This window comes from Leifsonia sp. GW821-FHT13C09 (assembly GCF_058806435.1).
The window spans coordinates 1,082,214-1,099,448 of sequence record NZ_JBXAPS010000001.1 but is presented as its reverse complement, the minus strand read 5'-3'; the positions used below and the strand labels follow the sequence as shown (position 1 = coordinate 1,099,448).

Sequence of the window (17,235 nt, the reverse complement as noted above, 5' to 3'; positions counted from 1 at the left end):
GAGCTCACGGTCCCTTGGAGAGGGCGAGGGCGTCGTTGATCTGCTTGTCGACCGACTTCAGCCCGGCGTTGATGTCGCCGCCCTGGCTCTGGTACTTGTTCCACCAGTCCTGGAAGGTGTTCTGGTAGCCGGCCCCGAGCGGGCTGGCCGGCGTGGTCATGACGTGCTTGTCCGAGGCGATGTCGAGGAACGTCTTGTACTGCGGGGAGACCTCCAGGTTCGGGGAGGCCAGCGCGTCCTTCGTGGTCGGCACGTTCTTGAGCCCGTTGGCCAGCTTGACGACCGCGCCGGTGTCGGTGGTGAGGTACTTCAGCAGCGTCCAGGCCAGCTCCGGCTCCTTCGATCCCTTGGAGATGCCGATGATGTTGCCGGTGATGTAGCCGCCGCCGTAGAGGTCGGTGTGATCGTCGGCCGTCGGGAACGGCGCGGTGCCGTAGTCGAGGCCCTTGGCCTGGTCGTCGATGAACGCGGTGCGGTACTCGCCATCCATGTTCATCGCCACCTGGCCGGTCTGGAACGCGTTGTCGGCCGAGAACTCCTGGCCGAGTCCGGACGTGAAGGCGTTGAGCTTGTCCCAGCCGATCTTGTCGACGTACGCCTTCTGCCACTGGATCAGCTCCTTCCAGCCGGGGGAGGAGGAGATCGCGCTGGTGCCGTCGGCCTTCAGCCACTCGGCGCCGGCGGCCGGGCCGTAGTGGGCGGCCGAGTTCTCGTACCAGCCCATGGTCGGGTTGAAGCCGAGCGTCTTGATGGAGCCGTCGGGGTTGAGCGTCGTCAGTTTTTCGGCCATCGACTCCAGCTCGCTCAGCGTCTTCGGCGGCTCGGAGAAGCCGGCCGCCTGCAGCAGCTTCTTGTTGTAGTAGAGGCCGTACACGTCGGCGAGCATCGGCATCGCGCAGCGGTTGCCCTTGAACTCGGTGTACGACTTCACAGTGTCGCTGAACTGGTTCATGTCGACGTGGTCGCGCGCGATCACCTTGTTGAGCGAGCGGAAGGCGCCGTTGGTGCAGAAATTGCCGACGATGTCGGTCGAGTAGGACAGCCCGACATCGACCTTGCTGCCGGTGGCGATGGCCTTCTGCAGCTTCTCGTCGTCCTGGCCGGAGTGGACGTCGACCTTGATCTTCGGATACTTCTTCTCGAAGTCGTCGACGACCGACTGGATGACCTTGGCCTCCCGGTCGGAGAAGAAGTGCCAGAACGACACGGTGCCGGAGAGGTCGGATGGCGTGCTGTCCTGGAACGACGCTCCGCTGGATCCGCCGGAGCATCCGGCCAGGGTGAGGGCCGCGGCCGCCGCGACGGCGACTGCTGCGATGAGGTGACGATGTTTCACGGGTGGTTCCTCGCTGATCCTTCTCGTGATTTCGGTGGACGGTGCGGTGTTCGTGCGGACGTGCCGGCGTCGCCTCAGACGGCGATGCGCGACACCTCGTCGAAGAGCGCCTCGCGCACCTCACCGAGGAGGTGTTCGCGTGCGCCGCGGAGGACGGGATGGGTGGGGACGCCGGTGGCGACGACGGAGCGCTCGCCCCAGTCGGCGCGCAGCTCGGCGGCGACGAGCTCGGCGAGCCGGGGGCCGCAGGCCGCGCCCGTCGGGCCGCCGAGCACGACCAACTCGGGGTCGAGCAGTGCGAGCACGGGGACGACCCCGACGGCGACGCGCGCGGCGAGTTCGGTCACCAGCGCCTCCCGGGCGGCGTCGTCGCCCCGGAGGACGTCGCCCCGGAGGTCGTCGCCCCGGAGTTCGTCGCCCCCCTGGAGGTCGTCGCCCCGGAGTTCGTCGCCCCGGAGTTCGTCGCCCTGCGGCCCGAAGCTCAGGCCGTGGCGGGCGGCGAGCTTCGCGACCGCCGGGCCGCCGATGAGGTCCTGCAGGTCGGCGGCCTCCGGGTCGAGGTCCGCGGCCGAGCGCGGGATGGGGAGGTAGCCGATCTCGCCCGCGCCGCCGGAGACCCCGCGGTGCACGGCGCCGGCCTGATCGACGGCCAGGCCGAGGCCGTCGCCCATCCAGAGCAGCGCGAAGCCGCCGGCCTCCGTGCCGACGCCGTCGGTGCGCTCGGCGACCGCGGCGAGGTTCACGTCGTTGTCGATGTGGACCGCGATGCCGAGGGCGTCCTCCAGCCGGCGGCGGATGCCCTGCTTGGGCCAGCCGGGGAGGGTCTCGATGTAGGTGAGCTCGTCCGTCCGCGGGTCGAGCGCGCCCTGCACGCCGACGCAGACGGCGCGCACCCGGTCCGGGTCGACGTCCGCCGCCGCGCACGCCGCCTCGATCGCGAGCCGGAGGTCGGCCTCCGGCGTCCGGGCGGCGAGCGGGGTGACGGCGATGGGGTGCTCCGCCCCGGCGGCGTCGACGATGGTCGAGCGGATGGAGGCCGCGTCGATGTCGACCGCGACGCCCAGCATCCGGTCGGTGCGCACGGCGTAGCCGGCCGCGTTCGGGCCGCGTCCGGCGGAGACCTCGCCGACGACGTGGATGAGACCGGCCGTCTCGAGGCGGGCGACCATCTGCGCTGCGGTCGGCTTCGAGAGCCCGGAGAGCTCGCCGATCCGCGTGCGCGTGAGGATGCCGTGCTCGAGCAGCAGCGCGAGCGCCGTGCGGTCGTTGGTCTCGCGGAGCCACCCCGGGGTCCCCCGGACGGGTCGGTCGGCCATGGTCATCCCCTCGTCGGAACGATTGTTGAGCCGAATGTATCAGGAAAGTTTCTTTATAGTAAAGAGGCAAACCTGAACGAGGCCGTGCCGTAGGGGGTTCCGAGCCTCAGACCACCGAGCGCGCGTGGTCGACGAGCCGGTCGAACGCGGCGTCGAGGTCCGGGTCGAGGCGCTGCCGGGAGGCGTCGGCGAGGTACCAGTCGACGATCTCGCCCGCGCCGTGCGCGAATGTCACGGCCGCCCGGTACTCGGGCACGAGCGACTTCACCTTGCTGTTGTCGAAGTGCATCGAGTGGGCCTTGTCGCCGAGGAGCCCGGGGCCGAGGTCTGGGATGACGGCGGCGATGGTCTCGCTCGCGACGTGCACGAGTTCGGCCTCCACACCCAGCGCCTCGGCGAGGTAGCAGTAGATCTGGTCCCAGGTCGGCGCCTCGTCGGAGGTGATGTGGAAGGAGTCGCCCACGGCCTCCGGGCGGCCGAGCAGCCCGACGAACGCGACCGCGAAGTCCGTGTTGTGCGTGATGGTCCACCGGCTCGTGCCGTCGCCGTGCACGACCACGGGCGCCCCGCGGCGCATCCGCTCCAGGTCGGTCCAGTGCCCGCTGGTCGGGATCATGGTGCGGTCGTACGTGTGCGACGGGCGCACTATCGTGATCGGGAAGCCGCGCTCGCGGTACGCCTCCACCAGCAGGTCCTCGCAGGCGATCTTGTCACGGGAGTACTGCCAGAACGGGTTGCGCAGCGGCGTGGACTCGATCACCGGCATCCGGGCGGGCGGGGTCTGGTAGGCGGACGCCGAGGAGATGAACACGTACTGGCCGACCCGACCCTCGAACAGGTCGAAGTCGGTGCGGATGTGCTCCGGGGTGAAGGCGAGGAACTCGGCCGCGACGTCGAAGCTGCGCTCGCCGAGCACGGCGTGGACGCTCTCCGGGTCGCGGATGTCGGCGTGCAACACCTCCACGCCGTCCGGCAGCGGACGCAGGTCGCTGTTCCCGCGGTTGATGACGGTGACCTCGTGGCCTTGCTCGAGGGCCCGGGTGACGCACGCGGAACTGATGACCCCCGTGCCCCCGATGAAGAGTGTCCGTGTCGCTGTCATCCCTGCTCCTCGCATCGTCGCCGGCGGTACTGCACAGGTTCCGCGGCCGTCGCCGGCCGCGCCCCCCAGACGACCCAGACTAATGCCCAGACGGCCTGCGAGGTTAAGGTCCCGTCGCGCCCCGCGTACAGTGCAGGTCGTCCGCCCAGCCGTCCAGGGAAGGAGCTCTCCCGCCGTGCCACTTCGAACCTGGCCCTCGCTCGTGATCGCGTGCCTCGTCGCGATCGTCGCCGCCGTGGTGGTGACCGCGATCGTGGGGCTGATCCTGCGCGGCGTGGGCCGCCATCGTCAATGGCCCGCTGTGCTGGTGAAGCGCGCGCGGGTGCCGTTCCGGCTCTTCCTGGCGGTGATGGTGCTGTGGATCGCGGTGGCGCTGACCTTGCCGCCGGACGTGCCGCGGGACTGGGCGGGCGTGATCAACCACAGCTTCCTGATCCTCGCGATCGCCACCGGCACCTGGTTCCTCGCGGCGCTGGTGGTCTTCGCGGAGGACCTCGGGCTCGCCCGGTACCGGGTGGACGTGCCCGACAACCGGTACGCCCGCCGGGTGCGGACGCAGGTACTTGTCCTGCGCCGGCTGACCGTCGTCGCGGCGGTCGTGATCGGCCTGGCCGCCATCCTGCTCACCTTCCCCGTGCTGCAGGCCGCCGGGGCCAGCCTGCTGGCGTCTGCGGGGATCATCGGTGTGATCGCCGGTGTGGCCGCGCAGTCGAGCCTGGCGAACCTGTTCGCGGGCATCCAGCTCGCCTTCTCGGACGCCATCCGGATCGACGACGTGGTCGTGGTCGAGCAGCAGTGGGGGACCATCGAGGAGCTCACCCTCACCTACGTGGTGGTGCACATCTGGGACGACCGCCGGCTGGTGCTGCCGTCGACATACTTCACCACGAAACCGTTCGAGAACTGGACCCGCCAGCACAGCGAGCTCCTCGGCTCGGTGGAGTTCGACCTCGACTGGCGGGTGTCGCCGTCGGGGATGCGCGCGGAGCTGAACCGGATCCTGTCCGCGACGGACCTCTGGGACGGACGGACGGGCGTCCTCCAGGTCACCGATGCGACGCAGGGCTGGGTGCGGGTGCGCGTGCTGGTCACCGGCAAGGACGCGCCGACCCTGTTCGACCTGCGCTGCCACGTGCGCGAGCTGCTGATCGACTGGATGCAGCGCTACGCCGACGCCGCGCTGCCGCGCAAACGCGTCGAAATGGTGGAGACCCCGGAGACGCAACTGCCGACCTCCCGCGCCCGCACAGCCCAGCAGGCCGAGGGCCGCCTCTTCGGAGGCACCCCCGAGAAGGAACAGCGCGCCTCCCAGTTCACCGACGCCATCCCCATCCAGCCCGACCCCACCCGCACCGACGAGCGCCGGGCCGACCCCGCCGACTAACCCCACCCCTTCCCGCCCCCGCCCCCCTCCCGACCCCGCCCCACCTCCCGCCCCCGCCCCACCTCCCGCCCCCCTCCCGCCAACAGGAGGAATCCCCGCGACTCACCCTGGATCTCCTTCCGAACCCCCATCGGAAGGAGATCCAGATCGTGTCTCCTGTTCACACCTAGCGCCTCCTCAGGTGAGTTCTCCACAGATTCGCGGGGAGGGCCGCGGAGCGGCGCTCCGACGCCCAGGATCGTTCCATGACCTGGATGAATCGGCTCAGAGAACTCGGTGGCGCAGCCACCACCCATCAGCTCCGGATGGCGGGCGCGACACCGGACGACCTGAAGCGCGCGGTGCGCGGCGGCGGGCTGGATCGCGTACGCAGGGGCGTTTACGTCTCGCCGCTCCTGAGCGGAGTGGCACTGGAGGCCGTCCGTGCCGGAGCGCGCCTGTCGTGCGTCTCGGCCTGCGCCAGCTACGGCCTCTGGTCCGGGTCGGACCGGCGAACCCACGTCATGCTGTCGCCGCAGTCGCGGCGTGCGCCGCCCGGACTCGTCTGCCATTGGCGGCCGGTCGAAGCGCATCCCGAGCTCTGGCGGGTGTCCCTCGCCGACTGCCTCCGGTCGGTGGCGCGGTGCGCGGACGAGGAGACGGCGGTCGCGGCGTTCGACACGGCGCTGGCTGCGGGGCACGTCAACCCCTCGGATCTCCGGCGGATATTAGCGGACGTGCCGAAGGCTGCGCGGGACCGAGCGGCGCACGCGAGGCCGGGTTCGGAGTCCGGAGTGGAGTCGGTCGTGAGGCAGCGGCTGGAGCAGCGTGGACGCCGGGTCGAGCAGCAGGTGCACGTGCGCGGCGTCGGACGGGTGGACATGCGGATCGACGGCGAGCTGTATCTGGAGGTCGACGGGTACGCCTTCCACAGCGATTCGGAGTCCTTCGAACGGGACCGGCTGCGTGATGCCACGCTCGCCGAGCTCGGACACCGCCGGCTCCGGGTGAGCGCTCGGCAGGTCGTCGAGGACTGGCAGAGGGTGGAGGCCGCGATAGACCGCATCGTCGAGCGGGCGTAGCGACCTCAGCGAACTCACAGCAACAGCGGGACCAACCGGTCGCCCTCCGCTGTTCTCCTAACTGACGGCGCCGCAGCCAGCGCTCGCCGCACTCAGGAGGAAACGTGACACAGGACTACCGCAAGAGCCAGGACGCCCTCGCGCGGCTCACCCCCGCGCAGTACGCGGTCACCCAGGAGGCGGCGACAGAGCCCGCTTTCCGCAACGAGTTCTGGAACAATCACGAGGCGGGGCTCTACGTCGACATCGTGTCGGGGGAGCCGCTCTTCGCGTCCGTGAACAAGTACGACAGCCGTTCGGGGTGGCCGAGCTTCACCGTGCCGGTGGAGCCGGGCAACATCGTGGAGAAGACCGACCGCACCTACGGGATGATCCGCACCGAGGTGCGCTCCGCCCACGGCGACAGCCACCTCGGCCACCTGTTCGACGACGGGCCCGCCGAGGCGGGGGGATTGCGCTACTGCATCAACTCCGCCGCGCTCCGTTTCGTCCCGCTCGCCGAGCTCGACGCGCAGGGCTACGGCGACTACCGCCACCTTTTCGAGAACGACCAGAACGACGAGAACGAGGAGAACCACTGATGACGACCGAGAAGGCCATCCTGGCCGGAGGATGTTTCTGGGGCATGCAGGACCTCATCCGCAAGCGCCCCGGCGTCGTGAGCACCCGCGTCGGCTACACCGGCGGCGACGTGCCCAACGCCACCTATCGCAACCACGGCACCCACGCCGAGGCGATCGAGATCGAGTTCGACCCCGAGAAGATCAGCTACCGCGACCTGCTCGAGTTCTTCTTCCAGATCCACGACCCTTCGACGAAGAACCGCCAGGGCAACGACGTCGGCACCAGCTACCGGTCGGCGATCTACTACGAGAGCCCGGAGCAGCGCCGCGTCGCCGAGGACACCATCGCCGACGTGGACGCCTCCGGCCTCTGGCCGGGCAAGGTCGTCACCGAGGTGGAGCCCGCCGGACCGTTCTGGGAGGCCGAGCCGGAGCACCAGGACTACCTGGAGCGCATCCCGTGGGGCTACACCTGCCACTACGCTCGTCCGGACTGGAAGCTGCCGCGCCGAGAGGCCGCGGCGAGCTAGTCAGGGCTGGACGCGGTCCAGCAGCACCGCCACCTCCTGGTGGCCGGTCTGCGGGAACATGTCGAGCACGCGCCCGGTGCGGATGCGGTACGACGGCATCCGCGCCAGGTCGTGCGCGAGGCTCTTGGGGTTGCAGCTCGAATACACCACGCTCCGGACACTGGAGTTCTCGAGCCAGCCGGACAGTTCGGCGCCGATCCCGCGCCGCGGCGGGTTGACGATGACCAGCTCCGGCGCGGTTTTCGCGCCGAGCGCGAACGCGGTCGCGTCCCCGGCCCGGAATGCCACCAGCGGCAGCCCCGCGGCGGAGGCCGTCGCGCGGGCGCTGCGCACCGCCTCCGTGCTGGTCTCCACCCCGACCACGCGCCGGCCCGGCGCCGCCACGTTCAGGGCGAAGCCGCCGACGCCGCAGTACAGGTCCCACACGCTCGCCGGCGACACCTCGTCCACCCAGGCGGCGACCTGCGCGTACAGCGCCTCGGCCACAGCGGTGTTCGTCTGGAAGAAGCTCTGCGGCCGAAGCCGCAGCGGGATGCCGCCCACCCGCATCACGAGCGACGACTCCGGGGTCAGCACGATCTCGCGCTCGCCCTCCACGACCGCCTTGTGCTCGGGCTGGAGGTTCGCGGTCACGACGCGCGCGTTCGGCAGCGCGGCCAGCAGCTCGGGCAGCAGGGCGCGGATGCGGCCGACGGACCGCTCCGACCGCACGACGAAGCGCACCATCAGCTCCTCGTCGGGGGAGAGGGTAACCAGCACGTACTTGAGCTCGCCGCGGCGGTCGGGGACGCTGTACGGCTCGATCCGGGCACGGGTCACGAACTCCGCGAGCACCGGCAGCGCCGCGCGCACGCCGGGCGCGCAGATGCCGCACTCGCGCAGGTCCACGCCGCGTCCCGCTTCGTCGAGGATGCCGATGGTCGGCGCGTCGACCGTTCCGGAGACGACCATCTTCGCCTTGTTGCGGTAGCCGGCTTCGGCGCTCGCGACCGGCGGCAGCCAGACCGCGTCGCCGAACGGCGCCAGGAGCTCGCGCGAGTGGCGGTCCTTGCCGGCCAGCTGCTCGGCGTAGGGGATGCCCATCAGCGTGCACGAGCGGCACACGCCGGCGTCGAAGTACGAGCAGTCCATTCCGCAAACGATTGTACGTGGCGCGGCCATTCCCACCCGGCCCCGCAAAAACACAGAAAAAGCAACAAGAAATCCTCTTGTGGGATGTTGGTTCTTGTTGTAATGTGTGGGAAACCAAAGGAGGCCTCGCGTGTATGCAACGGAGCGTCAAGAGCGGATCGAGCGGCTGCTGCTCGAGGACGGCCGCGTCGCCGTGGTCGAGCTCGCCGAGCGATTCGGGGTGACCACCGAGACGGTGCGCCGTGATCTGGATGCTCTGGAGACGGCCGGAGCTCTGCGCCGCGTGCACGGCGGCGCCGTCGCCCTGGAGCGCGTGAGCACCGCGGAGGCCTCCGTCTTCGAGCGCACCGGCCTCCGAGCCGACACCAAGCAGCGCATCGCCGCCCGCGCCCTCGACGTCCTCGGCGACGGCTTCCGCGGCTCCCTCTACCTCGACGCCGGCACCACCACGGCGGCCGTCGCTCAGCTGCTCCCCGCCCGACTCACCGCGACCGGGGGAGAGGCGGAGGTCGTCACCCACTCGCTCACCCTCGCTCCCGCCCTCGCAGCGGCCGACCGGGTGGCCCTCACCGTGGTCGGCGGCCGTATCCGCGGAGTCACCGCCGCGGCGGTCGGCGCTGCGACCGTCCGCTCCATCCAGTCTCTGCGTCCCGACATCGTGTTCGTCGGCGTCAACGGCGTCTCCTCCGGCTTCGGTCTCAGCACGCCCGACCCGGAGGAGGCCGCCGTCAAGGAGGCCATCGTCCGGGCCGCACGCCGGGTCGTGGTCGTCGCGGACGCCACCAAGTTCCAGCAGGAGTCGCTGGTCTCGTTCGCGGCGCTCGACGCGGTGGACGTCCTGGTGACCGACCGCGCGCCCGACGGCGAGCTCGCCGACGCGCTCGCGGCCTCCGGAGTCGAGGTCGTGCAGGCATGATCGTCACCCTGACCGCCAACCCGTCCCTCGACCGGGCCGTCACGCTCAGCGCGCCGCTGCGCCCGGGCGAAGTCCAGTCCGCGGCGTCGTCCCGCGAGGACGCCGGCGGCAAGGGGATCAACGTGGCGCGGGTCGTCGCGGCGTCCGGCGTGCCGGCGCTCGCGGTGCTCCCGCTGGCCGCCGACGACCCGTTCGGCGTCGCGCTCCGGTCGGCCGCCGTGCCCGTCCGCACCGTCGCCATCCACGGCCACGCCCGCGCCAACCTCACGATCACCGACCCTGCGGGCGTCACCACCAAGCTGAACCTCCCCGGCGCGGCCCTCGACGGCGCCGACTCCGCTGCGCTGGTGGAGGCCGTGGTCGAGGCCTGCGCCGGAGCCCGGTGGCTGGTGCTCGCCGGCTCGCTGCCGCCTGGCGCCGGCGACGACTTCTACGTGACCGTCATCCGCGCGGTGCGCCAGCGCTGGGCGGAGGCCGCGCCGCTGATCGCGGTGGACACGTCGGGGGAGGCCCTGCGGGCCGCGGTCTTCGACGGCCACCCCGACCTCATCAAGCCCAACGAGGACGAGCTCGCCGAGCTCACCGGCGCCTCGTTCGAGACCGGCGAGCTCCCTGAGGCGGTCCTCGCCGTCGCCCGGACGCTCGTCCCCGAGCAGGCCGGCGCCGCGCTGGTCACGCTCGGCGCCCTCGGCTCCGTCCTGGTGACAGCCGACGGCGGCTTCGTCGCCGAAGCCCCGCGCATCCGCGTGCGGAGCACCGTCGGCGCAGGCGACAGCGCGCTGGCCGGCTTCCTGCTGGCCGACGTCGCCGGCGCCTCTCCTTCCGAGCGGCTCGTCCACGCGATCCGCTACGGCTCGGCCGCGGCCTCGCTGCCCGGCACCCAGGCCCCCCGTCCGGCCGATCTGCCCACCGACGACCTCAAAGTCGCCGCACTCCACCCCTGAACCCCCGAACTCCCCGGAGCCCGTCTCCGGCGGAGTTCATCCCCCCGACCTGGAGGACACCGTGTCACTGAAGACCATCACTCCCGCACTCGTCAGTCTCGACGGCGCGACAGGCGACAAGAGCGACGTCATCCGCGCCCTCGCCGCGCGCGTCGTCGCCGAGGGCCGCGCCAGCGACGTGGACGCCCTGTACGCCGACGCCTGGGCCCGTGAGCAGAAGGACGAGACCGGTCTGCCCGGCGGCATCGCCATCCCGCACGCCAAGAGCCCGTCCGTCACGGTCCCGACGCTCGCGTTCGCGCGGCTGGAGCCCGGTGTGGACTTCGGCGCGCCCGACGGTCCCGCCGACCTCGTGTTCCTGATCGCGGCGCCGGCGGACGCGGCCGAGGCCCACCTCGCCGTCCTGTCGAAGCTCGCGCGCAGCCTGATGACCGAGGAGTTCACCGCAGGACTGCGGGCCGCGAAGACTCCGGAGGACGTCGTGGCGCTCGTCGACGAAGCCATCGGCGAGGGCGACGCGCCCGCGGCCGCGACGAAACCGGCTGCCGCGTCCGCCGCTGCGGATGCCGCGACCGGCGCCGCCCTCCAGATCGACGGCCGCCCCGCCCGCATCGTCGCGGTCACCTCGTGCGCGACCGGCATCGCCCACACCTTCATGGCCGCCGACGCGCTCACCGCGGCCGGCGCCAAGAACGGCGTGGCCCTGACCGTCGAGCCGCAGGGCTCCAGCGGCTACCAGGCCATCCCGCAGAGCATCATCGACGACGCCGACGCCGTGATCTTCGCCAACGACGTGGACGTGCGCGAGGAGGCCAGGTTCGCGGGCAAGCCCGTCGTGCGCTCGACCGTCAAGCGCGGCATCGAGCAGCCCGACCAGCTCATCGCCGAGGCGGTCGCCGTCGCGGCCGACCCGAATGGCGCGCGCGTGACCGCGACGGGCGGCTCGTCCGCCGCGTCCACTGCGGCCTCGCTCTCCTGGGGCGCGAACCTCAAGCGCATCCTGCTCACCGGCGTCAGCTACATGATCCCGTTCGTCGCCGGTGGCGGCCTCCTGATCGCGATCAGCTTCCTGCCGTTCCTCGGCGGCTACGGTATCGCGCTCGCGCACGGCAGCTCCGGCATGAACAACGCCGTCTACACGCTGACGCATTACGCGATCTGGAACCTCCCGCCGGAAGGCCTCGGCTACTACCTCGGCGCGATCGCCTTCGAGATCGGCAGCGTGAGCCTCGGCTTCCTGGTCCCTGCGCTGTCGGGGTACATCGCCTTCGCGATCGCCGACCGGCCGGGAATCGCCCCCGGATTCGTCGCCGGCGCCATCGCGGTGTTCATGAACGCGGGCTTCCTCGGCGGTCTGATCGGCGGCCTGCTGGCCGGCTACGCCGCGTGGCTGATCGGCCGCCCGGCCGTCCCGCGCTGGCTGCGCGGCCTGATGCCGGTGGTCATCATCCCGCTCGGCGCCTCGATCGTCGCCTCGGGACTGATGCTGCTCATCCTGGGCGCCCCGATCGCCTGGCTGATGACCCAGCTCACGCACTTCCTGAACGGACTCTCCGGAGCCGGCGCGATCTTCCTCGGCGTCATCCTCGGCCTGATGATGTGCTTCGACCTCGGCGGTCCGGTCAACAAGGTGGCCTACGCCTTCGCCGTGGCCGGCCTTGCCGCCCAGACCGACGCCAGCTTCCACATCATGGCAGCGGTCATGGTCGCCGGCATGGTGCCGCCGCTCGGGATGGCGCTCGCCTCGACCGTGCTCTACCGCCGCGGGTTCACCGAGGTGGAGCGGGAGAACGGGGCGGCCGCGTGGCTGCTCGGCCTCTCGTTCATCTCCGAGGGCGCCATCCCGTTCGCCGCGGCCGACCCGCTGCGGGTCATCCCGGCGAACCTCGCCGGCGGCGCCGTCGCCGGTGCGCTCGCGATGGCCTTCGGAGTGGGATCGCGTGCTCCGCACGGCGGGATCTTCGTGTTCTTCGCGATCGACCCGGTCTGGGGCTTCCTCCTGGCGCTCGCGGCGGGAACGCTCGTCACGGCCGTCCTGGTCGTCGGCCTCAAGCGCTTCGCGGCGCCGCGCGTCGTGACCCGGGCAGCCGAGACCGAGCAGCCCGTGCCCGCGACGGTGGCGGCCTGAGCACCGGCCCCCACGACCATCACTGAGAGAAGAGAACCATGACCCAGCGCACCGCCACCGTCGCCAGCTCCTCCGGGCTGCACGCCCGTCCCGCCAAGCTGTTCGTGCAGGCCGTTCAGGAGAAGGGGATCCCGGTGACCATCGCCGCCGGCGACGGCCCCGACCTGAACGCCGGCAGCATCCTCTCCCTGATGGGGCTCGCGGCGAGCAAGGGCACGGTCGTGACCCTGAAGTCGGACGCCCCGGGGTCGGAGGTCGCACTGGACGAGCTCGTCGCCCTCCTGGAGACCGATCTCGACGCCGAGTAGCGGCTGACCCCCCACCCCTCCCGCGGCCGACGCGGCGCGCGGGGTCCGCGCCCTAGCGTCGAAGGACACGACCGCTCCCGCGACGACGCGGGCGGGAAGGGGGACAGGATGCACACGCTCACTCGGGTACTGGGTGCGATCGCGGTGGCGTCGGCGCTCGCGGCGGGAGGCCTCGTGCCCGCCGCGGCGGCGGAGCCGGTGATCGACCGGCACGGCTACTGGTCGGCGGAGAAGCTGAAGGCCGCGGCGCCCGACCTCCCGGTCGGGCACGGTGCCGGCGCGCCGGCGGAAGGGGCTCTCCCCGCAGAGCGGTCCCTGACCTGGGGCACGGTCGTCCCCGCCAACAACACGGTCGGGAGGCTGTTCTTCCGCACACCGACCGGTGACTCGTCGTGCACCGCCGCCGTCGTCAACAGCGCGACGAAGAACCTCGTCGTCACGGCGGCGCACTGCGTCCACCCGGGTGGCCCGGGGAAGGCGTACTACACCGACTTCCTGTTCGCGCCGGGCTGGAAGAACGGCCCGTCCGCGCACGGCTACTGGACGGGCACAGCGGCGGGCGCGTCCGCCGAGTGGACGCAGAGCAAGAAGTGGGACCACGACTACGCGTTCGTGCGGCTCGCCGCCAGCGGGGGACAGCAGATCGTGAGTCGGGTCGGCGCCAACGCCGTCGTGGCGGGTGCTGGGCAGGAGCAGGCCGGGGCGCAGATCTGGGGCTACCCGGCGCGGGCGCCGTACACCGGGCAGACCGCCCAGCGCTGCGACGTGGCCACGACCCGCGTGAACAGCTATGCGTCCGACGCGCGCGCCGCCTGCGACTTCACGCACGGCGCGAGCGGAGGCCCGTGGCTGAAGGACGTGCAGTCCTCCGGGATCGGCTCCGTGTGGGCCGTGACCTCCCGGTGCGAGAGCGCGAACGACGGCAGCGGGGCGTGCGCGGGTACGGCCCTGTTCGCGACCCCGCTGCCCCCGGCCGCGCTCACCCTCCGGGATACGGTCGGCGCCGGCTGAGAACGGCGGAAGGCCCCTCCCGCGGGAGGGGCCTTCCGGCTTGTCTTCGGTGCCCCCGGCTTGTCTTCGGTGCCCTCGGCTTGTCTTCGGTGCCCCCAGTAGGATTTGAACCTACGGCCTTCTGCTCCGGAGGCAGACGCTCTATCCCCTGAGCTATGGGGGCCAGGAGTGCCCGTCCAGGCTAGCATCCTTTCGCGCCGCGCCCGTCCAGCGGGCCCGCCTGCGGTCGGCTCAGCTCGCGGGCAGGTTGCCCAGCACGCTCTGCATCAACGTCGCGGCGTCGCCCGGCTCGAAGAACGCGGGCGACTCGGCGACCACCCAGTACTTGCCGCGGAAGATCTGCACCTGGCCGGCGGTGCCCGGCTTGAAGTAGCCCTCCACCTGCGGCGGCGTCCCGTAGGTGGGAACCGGCTGGGCCACGGTGATCGCGGTGTTCTTGAGCCCCTCCAGCTTGTCCGCGGGCGGGATCGCCACGGCGATCTGGATCACGTCGCCGCTGGTCTGGTTCTTCCAGGCGCAGGTGGCGCCCTTCCAGTCGGCGATCTGCTTCTCCAGCGTCCCGTCCGTCGGAGCGTAGCCCGGATCCGTCGCGAAGTTCGGGTTGTAGGCGTAGAGCTGGTTCGCGGTGACGACCTGGTCGCAGGTCAGCGTCACCGGCGTCGGCGGCAGCGTCGGAGTCGGGGTGGGCGTCGGCGTCGGGGTGGGGTCGCCGCCCTTCGAGCCGCCGGCGTGCGCGGACGCCGAGGCCGCGGCGTTCGGCTTCGCGGCCGGTGTGCAGCCCACGAGCGTGACCGCGGCGGCGGCGATCGCGAGGGCGGCGAGGGTCCGTGCTGTGTGCTGCTGCATGCGGTTCTGCGTCTTCCGTGTCGTCCGGTGCGTGTCGGAAGGCACCCTATCAAGACCCAGGGCGGGGGAAGGCGTGGAGCGCCAGTAGACTGGTCCCCTATGACTCCCGATGACCTCTCCGCCGCCCTGCTCGCCATCGTGACGACCGTGGTGAGCCGCCGACGCGAGGGCGACGCGAGCATTCCGGAGCTCACGATCACGGCGGAGGACATCCCGCTCGAGCGCCCCAAGAACCGCGAGCACGGCGACTGGTCGTCCAACGTCGCGATGCGGCTCGCCAAGCGTCTCGGCGCCAACCCGCGCGAGCTCGCGGCCGAGGTCGCCGAGGGGGCCGCCGGCATCGAGGGCGTCTCCTCCGCAGAGGTGGCCGGCCCCGGCTTCATCAACTTCCGGTTGGAGGCCGCCGCCGCGGGCAAGCTCGCCCAGACCATCGTGGAGGCCGGCGACGCCTACGGCCGCGGCGACCTCTACGACGGGCTGCTGGTCAACCTGGAGTTCGTCTCCGCCAACCCGACCGGCCCGATCCACCTGGGCGGCGCGCGCTGGGCGGCCGTCGGCGACAGCCTGGCCCGCATCCTGCAGGCCGAGGGCGCCGACGTCACGCGCGAGTACTACTTCAACGACCACGGCTCCCAGATCGACCGCTTCGCGCGCAGCCTGCTCGCCGCCTACCTCGGCGAGGCCACGCCGGAGGACGGCTACGGCGGCGCCTACATCGGCGAGATCGCGGCCCAGGTCGCGACCCGCGCCGCGGCCGACCCGGAGATCGGCGACCTGGCCGGCCTGTCGCGCGAGCAGCAGCAGGAGGTCTTCCGCCGCATCGGCACCGACCTGATGTTCCAGGAGATCAAGGACCGGCTGCACGCGTTCGGCGTGGACTTCGACGTGTACTTCCACGAGGACTCGCTGCACGAGTCGGGCGCCGTCGAGCGCGCCATCGAGCGCCTGGACGACCTCGGCCACATCTTCGAGGCGGACGGCGCGATCTGGCTGCGCACCACGACGTTCGGCGACGACCGCGACCGCGTCATCGTGCGCTCCAACGGCGAGCCCGCCTACATCTCCGGCGACCTCGGCTACTACCTCGACAAGCGCGAGCGCGGCTTCGAGCAGAACATCATCATGCTCGGCGCCGACCACCACGGCTACATCGGCCGGCTGATGGCGATGGTGGAGGCGTTCGGCGACGAGCCGCACGTCAACCTCCAGATCCTGATCGGCCAAATGGTCAACCTGGTCAAGGACGGCGAGCCGGTCAAGATGTCGAAGCGCGCCGGCACCATCGTCACGCTCGACGACCTGGTCGACGCGGTGGGCGTGGACGCGGCGCGCTACTCGCTGGTGCGCTCCTCCACCGACTCGCAGCTCGACATCGATCTCGACCTGCTCACCAAGCGCAGCAACGAGAACCCCGTCTACTACGTGCAGTACGCGCATGCCCGCACCCGCTCGGTGGCGGCCAACGCGGCGAAGTCCGGAGTCGACCGGAGCGTGTTCAAGCCGGAACTGCTCACGCACGAGACCGAGAGCGCCCTGCTCGGCGGCCTCCAGGAGTTCCCCCGGGTGATCGCCCAGGCGGCAGAGCTGCGCGAGCCGCACCGCGTCGCGCGCTACATCGAGGAGCTCGCCGGGCTGTACCACGCCTGGTACGCCGTGCGCGACGGCTCCACCCGGGTGCTCCCGCACGGCGACGAGCCGGTCACCGACGCCCACCGCACCCGGCTGTGGCTGAACGACGCGACCGGCCAGGTCGTCCGCAACGGCCTCGCGCTGGTGGGGGTGTCCGCTCCGGAGCGGATGTGACGGCATGACTGTGCGAAGCGAACGGCCCGCCCGCCCGCGCCGGCTGAAGACCCTCCTGCGGATCGTGATCGCTGTCGTGGTCGTCGTCCTCCTACTGGTGGTCGCCGACGCCGTGACGCGCGCGGTCGCGGAGCAGCGGGTGGCGGCCGAGATCGAGAAGAACCTCCCCTCGTCGGTGAAGGCCGACGTCTCGGTGCACATCGGCGGATTCTCGGTGCTCCAGCAGTTCCTGGCGGGCAGCTTCTCGGACGTGGACCTGGTGGCCCCGCACGCGACCGTCGACGGCGCGCTGCTGAGCGCGTCCATCCACGCGACCGGAGTTCCCACCGACTTCAGCAAGCCCATCCAGTCGGCCACGGGCACGCTGAGCATCTCGCAGGACTCGCTCAACAAGCTGATCACCATCCCCGGCGCCAAGGGCGACATCACCCTGGGCGACGGTGTGCTCGGCTACGACGGGAGCATCGACCTGCTCGGCCTCCCGGTCGACTACACCGTGAGCGCGACCGCCAAGGCGAACGGGAGCACCGTCCTGCTCACGCCGGGCAAGGCCAGCGTCTCGGCCGGGTCGGGCAACGTGAACGTCACCAAGCTGCTCCAAGCACTGACGGCGAGCGGGCCGTTCCCGCTGTGCGCCGCGCAATACCTCCCCGCCGGCGTGCAGGTCAGCGACATCCACGTGACGCCGAATCGCGCCACCGTCACGCTGACCGCGTCGAATTTCGTGATGGATGAGAAGTTCCTGCACAGCAAGGGGAACTGCTCGTAACACGGCGAAGCAGTTGTTTGCCTCTCGCTAGACTTCATGCAGCTTCTCCACCGGCTTCAGGGGCCAATCCGGGTCCGCTCGCCAGAG

General features: G+C 71.2%; 16 protein-coding genes and 1 tRNA gene. 11 read left to right on the top strand and 6 right to left on the bottom strand.

Annotation, left to right across the window (positions count from 1 at the left end):
* Positions 1-4 precede the first annotated feature (4 nt).
* The 3 genes from AC1ROW_RS05320 to AC1ROW_RS05310 form a co-directional block, all read right to left on the bottom strand.
* Complete coding sequence (locus AC1ROW_RS05320; RefSeq protein ID WP_493017793.1) at positions 5-1,336, bottom strand: ABC transporter substrate-binding protein; 1,332 nt, start codon at positions 1,334-1,336, stop codon at positions 5-7.
* A gap of 74 nt (positions 1,337-1,410) precedes the next feature.
* Entirely contained in the window at positions 1,411-2,652 is a 1,242-nt protein-coding gene (locus AC1ROW_RS05315) for an ROK family transcriptional regulator (RefSeq protein ID WP_493017792.1), read from the bottom strand.
* A gap of 106 nt (positions 2,653-2,758) precedes the next feature.
* The gene (locus tag AC1ROW_RS05310; protein ID WP_493017791.1) at positions 2,759-3,754 is read right to left on the bottom strand and encodes an SDR family oxidoreductase; all 996 of its coding nucleotides are present in this window, start codon (positions 3,752-3,754) and stop codon (positions 2,759-2,761) included.
* 175 nt (positions 3,755-3,929) lie between these two features.
* Here AC1ROW_RS05310 and AC1ROW_RS05305 point away from each other — a divergent pair, with 175 nt between their 5' ends.
* From AC1ROW_RS05305 to msrA, 4 genes are all read left to right on the top strand, one after another.
* Positions 3,930-5,138, top strand: coding sequence for a mechanosensitive ion channel family protein (locus AC1ROW_RS05305; protein ID WP_493017790.1), 1,209 nt, complete (start codon positions 3,930-3,932; stop codon positions 5,136-5,138).
* Between the two features lie 245 nt (positions 5,139-5,383).
* Positions 5,384-6,199 (top strand): hypothetical protein, encoded by an 816-nt coding sequence (locus AC1ROW_RS05300; protein ID WP_493017789.1) that lies wholly within the window; start codon positions 5,384-5,386, stop codon positions 6,197-6,199.
* A 104-nt stretch (positions 6,200-6,303) separates the two neighbouring features.
* Positions 6,304-6,780, top strand: coding sequence for a peptide-methionine (R)-S-oxide reductase MsrB (gene msrB / locus AC1ROW_RS05295; protein ID WP_493017788.1), 477 nt, complete (start codon positions 6,304-6,306; stop codon positions 6,778-6,780).
* On the top strand, positions 6,780-7,292 hold the full coding sequence (gene msrA, locus AC1ROW_RS05290) for a peptide-methionine (S)-S-oxide reductase MsrA (RefSeq protein WP_493017787.1): 513 nt from the start codon (positions 6,780-6,782) through the stop codon (positions 7,290-7,292). The genes msrB and msrA overlap by 1 nt, the downstream gene beginning before the upstream one ends.
* Here the strand turns inward: msrA and rlmC are convergent, their stop codons facing one another.
* The gene (gene rlmC, locus AC1ROW_RS05285; protein ID WP_493017786.1) at positions 7,293-8,423 is read right to left on the bottom strand and encodes a 23S rRNA (uracil(747)-C(5))-methyltransferase RlmC; all 1,131 of its coding nucleotides are present in this window, start codon (positions 8,421-8,423) and stop codon (positions 7,293-7,295) included.
* Positions 8,424-8,553: 130 nt separating this feature from the next.
* Here rlmC and AC1ROW_RS05280 point away from each other — a divergent pair, with 130 nt between their 5' ends.
* The 5 genes from AC1ROW_RS05280 (at position 8,554) to AC1ROW_RS05260 (ending at position 13,730) form a co-directional block, all read left to right on the top strand.
* Positions 8,554-9,339: a DeoR/GlpR family DNA-binding transcription regulator gene (locus AC1ROW_RS05280; RefSeq protein ID WP_493017785.1), complete on the top strand. Its 786-nt coding sequence runs from the start codon at positions 8,554-8,556 to the stop codon at positions 9,337-9,339.
* Positions 9,336-10,283 carry a 1-phosphofructokinase gene (locus AC1ROW_RS05275; RefSeq protein ID WP_493017784.1) on the top strand — a complete coding sequence of 316 codons (948 nt, stop codon included), beginning with the start codon at positions 9,336-9,338 and terminating at the stop codon, positions 10,281-10,283. The genes AC1ROW_RS05280 and AC1ROW_RS05275 overlap by 4 nt, the downstream gene beginning before the upstream one ends.
* A gap of 61 nt (positions 10,284-10,344) precedes the next feature.
* A complete protein-coding gene (locus tag AC1ROW_RS05270) occupies positions 10,345-12,411 on the top strand; it encodes a PTS fructose transporter subunit IIABC (protein WP_493017783.1) in 2,067 nt (688 codons plus the stop codon).
* A gap of 38 nt (positions 12,412-12,449) precedes the next feature.
* Positions 12,450-12,719: an HPr family phosphocarrier protein gene (locus AC1ROW_RS05265; protein ID WP_493017782.1), complete on the top strand. Its 270-nt coding sequence runs from the start codon at positions 12,450-12,452 to the stop codon at positions 12,717-12,719.
* Positions 12,720-12,827: 108 nt separating this feature from the next.
* Positions 12,828-13,730: a trypsin-like serine peptidase gene (locus AC1ROW_RS05260; protein WP_493017781.1), complete on the top strand. Its 903-nt coding sequence runs from the start codon at positions 12,828-12,830 to the stop codon at positions 13,728-13,730.
* 90 nt (positions 13,731-13,820) lie between these two features.
* Here AC1ROW_RS05260 and AC1ROW_RS05255 read toward each other — a convergent pair.
* Together AC1ROW_RS05255 and AC1ROW_RS05250 are read right to left on the bottom strand one after the other, a co-directional pair.
* Positions 13,821-13,893, bottom strand: a tRNA-Arg gene (locus tag AC1ROW_RS05255).
* A 68-nt stretch (positions 13,894-13,961) separates the two neighbouring features.
* On the bottom strand, positions 13,962-14,576 hold the full coding sequence (locus AC1ROW_RS05250; protein ID WP_493017780.1) for an iron ABC transporter ATP-binding protein: 615 nt from the start codon (positions 14,574-14,576) through the stop codon (positions 13,962-13,964).
* A 99-nt stretch (positions 14,577-14,675) separates the two neighbouring features.
* On the opposite strand from AC1ROW_RS05250, the gene argS reads away from it, so the two are divergent.
* Positions 14,676-16,379: an arginine--tRNA ligase gene (argS, locus tag AC1ROW_RS05245; RefSeq protein ID WP_493017779.1), complete on the top strand. Its 1,704-nt coding sequence runs from the start codon at positions 14,676-14,678 to the stop codon at positions 16,377-16,379.
* A 4-nt stretch (positions 16,380-16,383) separates the two neighbouring features.
* On the top strand, positions 16,384-17,148 hold the full coding sequence (locus AC1ROW_RS05240) for an LmeA family phospholipid-binding protein (protein WP_493017778.1): 765 nt from the start codon (positions 16,384-16,386) through the stop codon (positions 17,146-17,148).
* The last annotated feature ends 87 nt before the right edge of the window (positions 17,149-17,235 follow it).

Excerpts from the sequence above, each read along its gene's own strand:
- AC1ROW_RS05315 (WP_493017792.1), bottom strand. The coding sequence starts at position 2,652 with ATGGCCGACCGACCCGTCCGGGGGACCCCGGGGTGGCTCCGCGAGACC.
- AC1ROW_RS05310 (WP_493017791.1), bottom strand. The coding sequence starts at position 3,754 with ATGACAGCGACACGGACACTCTTCATCGGGGGCACGGGGGTCATCAGT.
- AC1ROW_RS05300 (WP_493017789.1), top strand. The coding sequence starts at position 5,384 with ATGACCTGGATGAATCGGCTCAGAGAACTCGGTGGCGCAGCCACCACC.
- msrA (WP_493017787.1), top strand. The coding sequence starts at position 6,780 with ATGACGACCGAGAAGGCCATCCTGGCCGGAGGATGTTTCTGGGGCATG.
- rlmC (WP_493017786.1), bottom strand. The coding sequence starts at position 8,423 with ATGGACTGCTCGTACTTCGACGCCGGCGTGTGCCGCTCGTGCACGCTG.
- AC1ROW_RS05275 (WP_493017784.1), top strand. The coding sequence starts at position 9,336 with ATGATCGTCACCCTGACCGCCAACCCGTCCCTCGACCGGGCCGTCACG.
- AC1ROW_RS05265 (WP_493017782.1), top strand. The coding sequence starts at position 12,450 with ATGACCCAGCGCACCGCCACCGTCGCCAGCTCCTCCGGGCTGCACGCC.
- AC1ROW_RS05260 (WP_493017781.1), top strand. The coding sequence starts at position 12,828 with ATGCACACGCTCACTCGGGTACTGGGTGCGATCGCGGTGGCGTCGGCG.
- AC1ROW_RS05250 (WP_493017780.1), bottom strand. The coding sequence starts at position 14,576 with ATGCAGCAGCACACAGCACGGACCCTCGCCGCCCTCGCGATCGCCGCC.
- argS (WP_493017779.1), top strand. The coding sequence starts at position 14,676 with ATGACTCCCGATGACCTCTCCGCCGCCCTGCTCGCCATCGTGACGACC.
- AC1ROW_RS05240 (WP_493017778.1), top strand. The coding sequence starts at position 16,384 with ATGACTGTGCGAAGCGAACGGCCCGCCCGCCCGCGCCGGCTGAAGACC.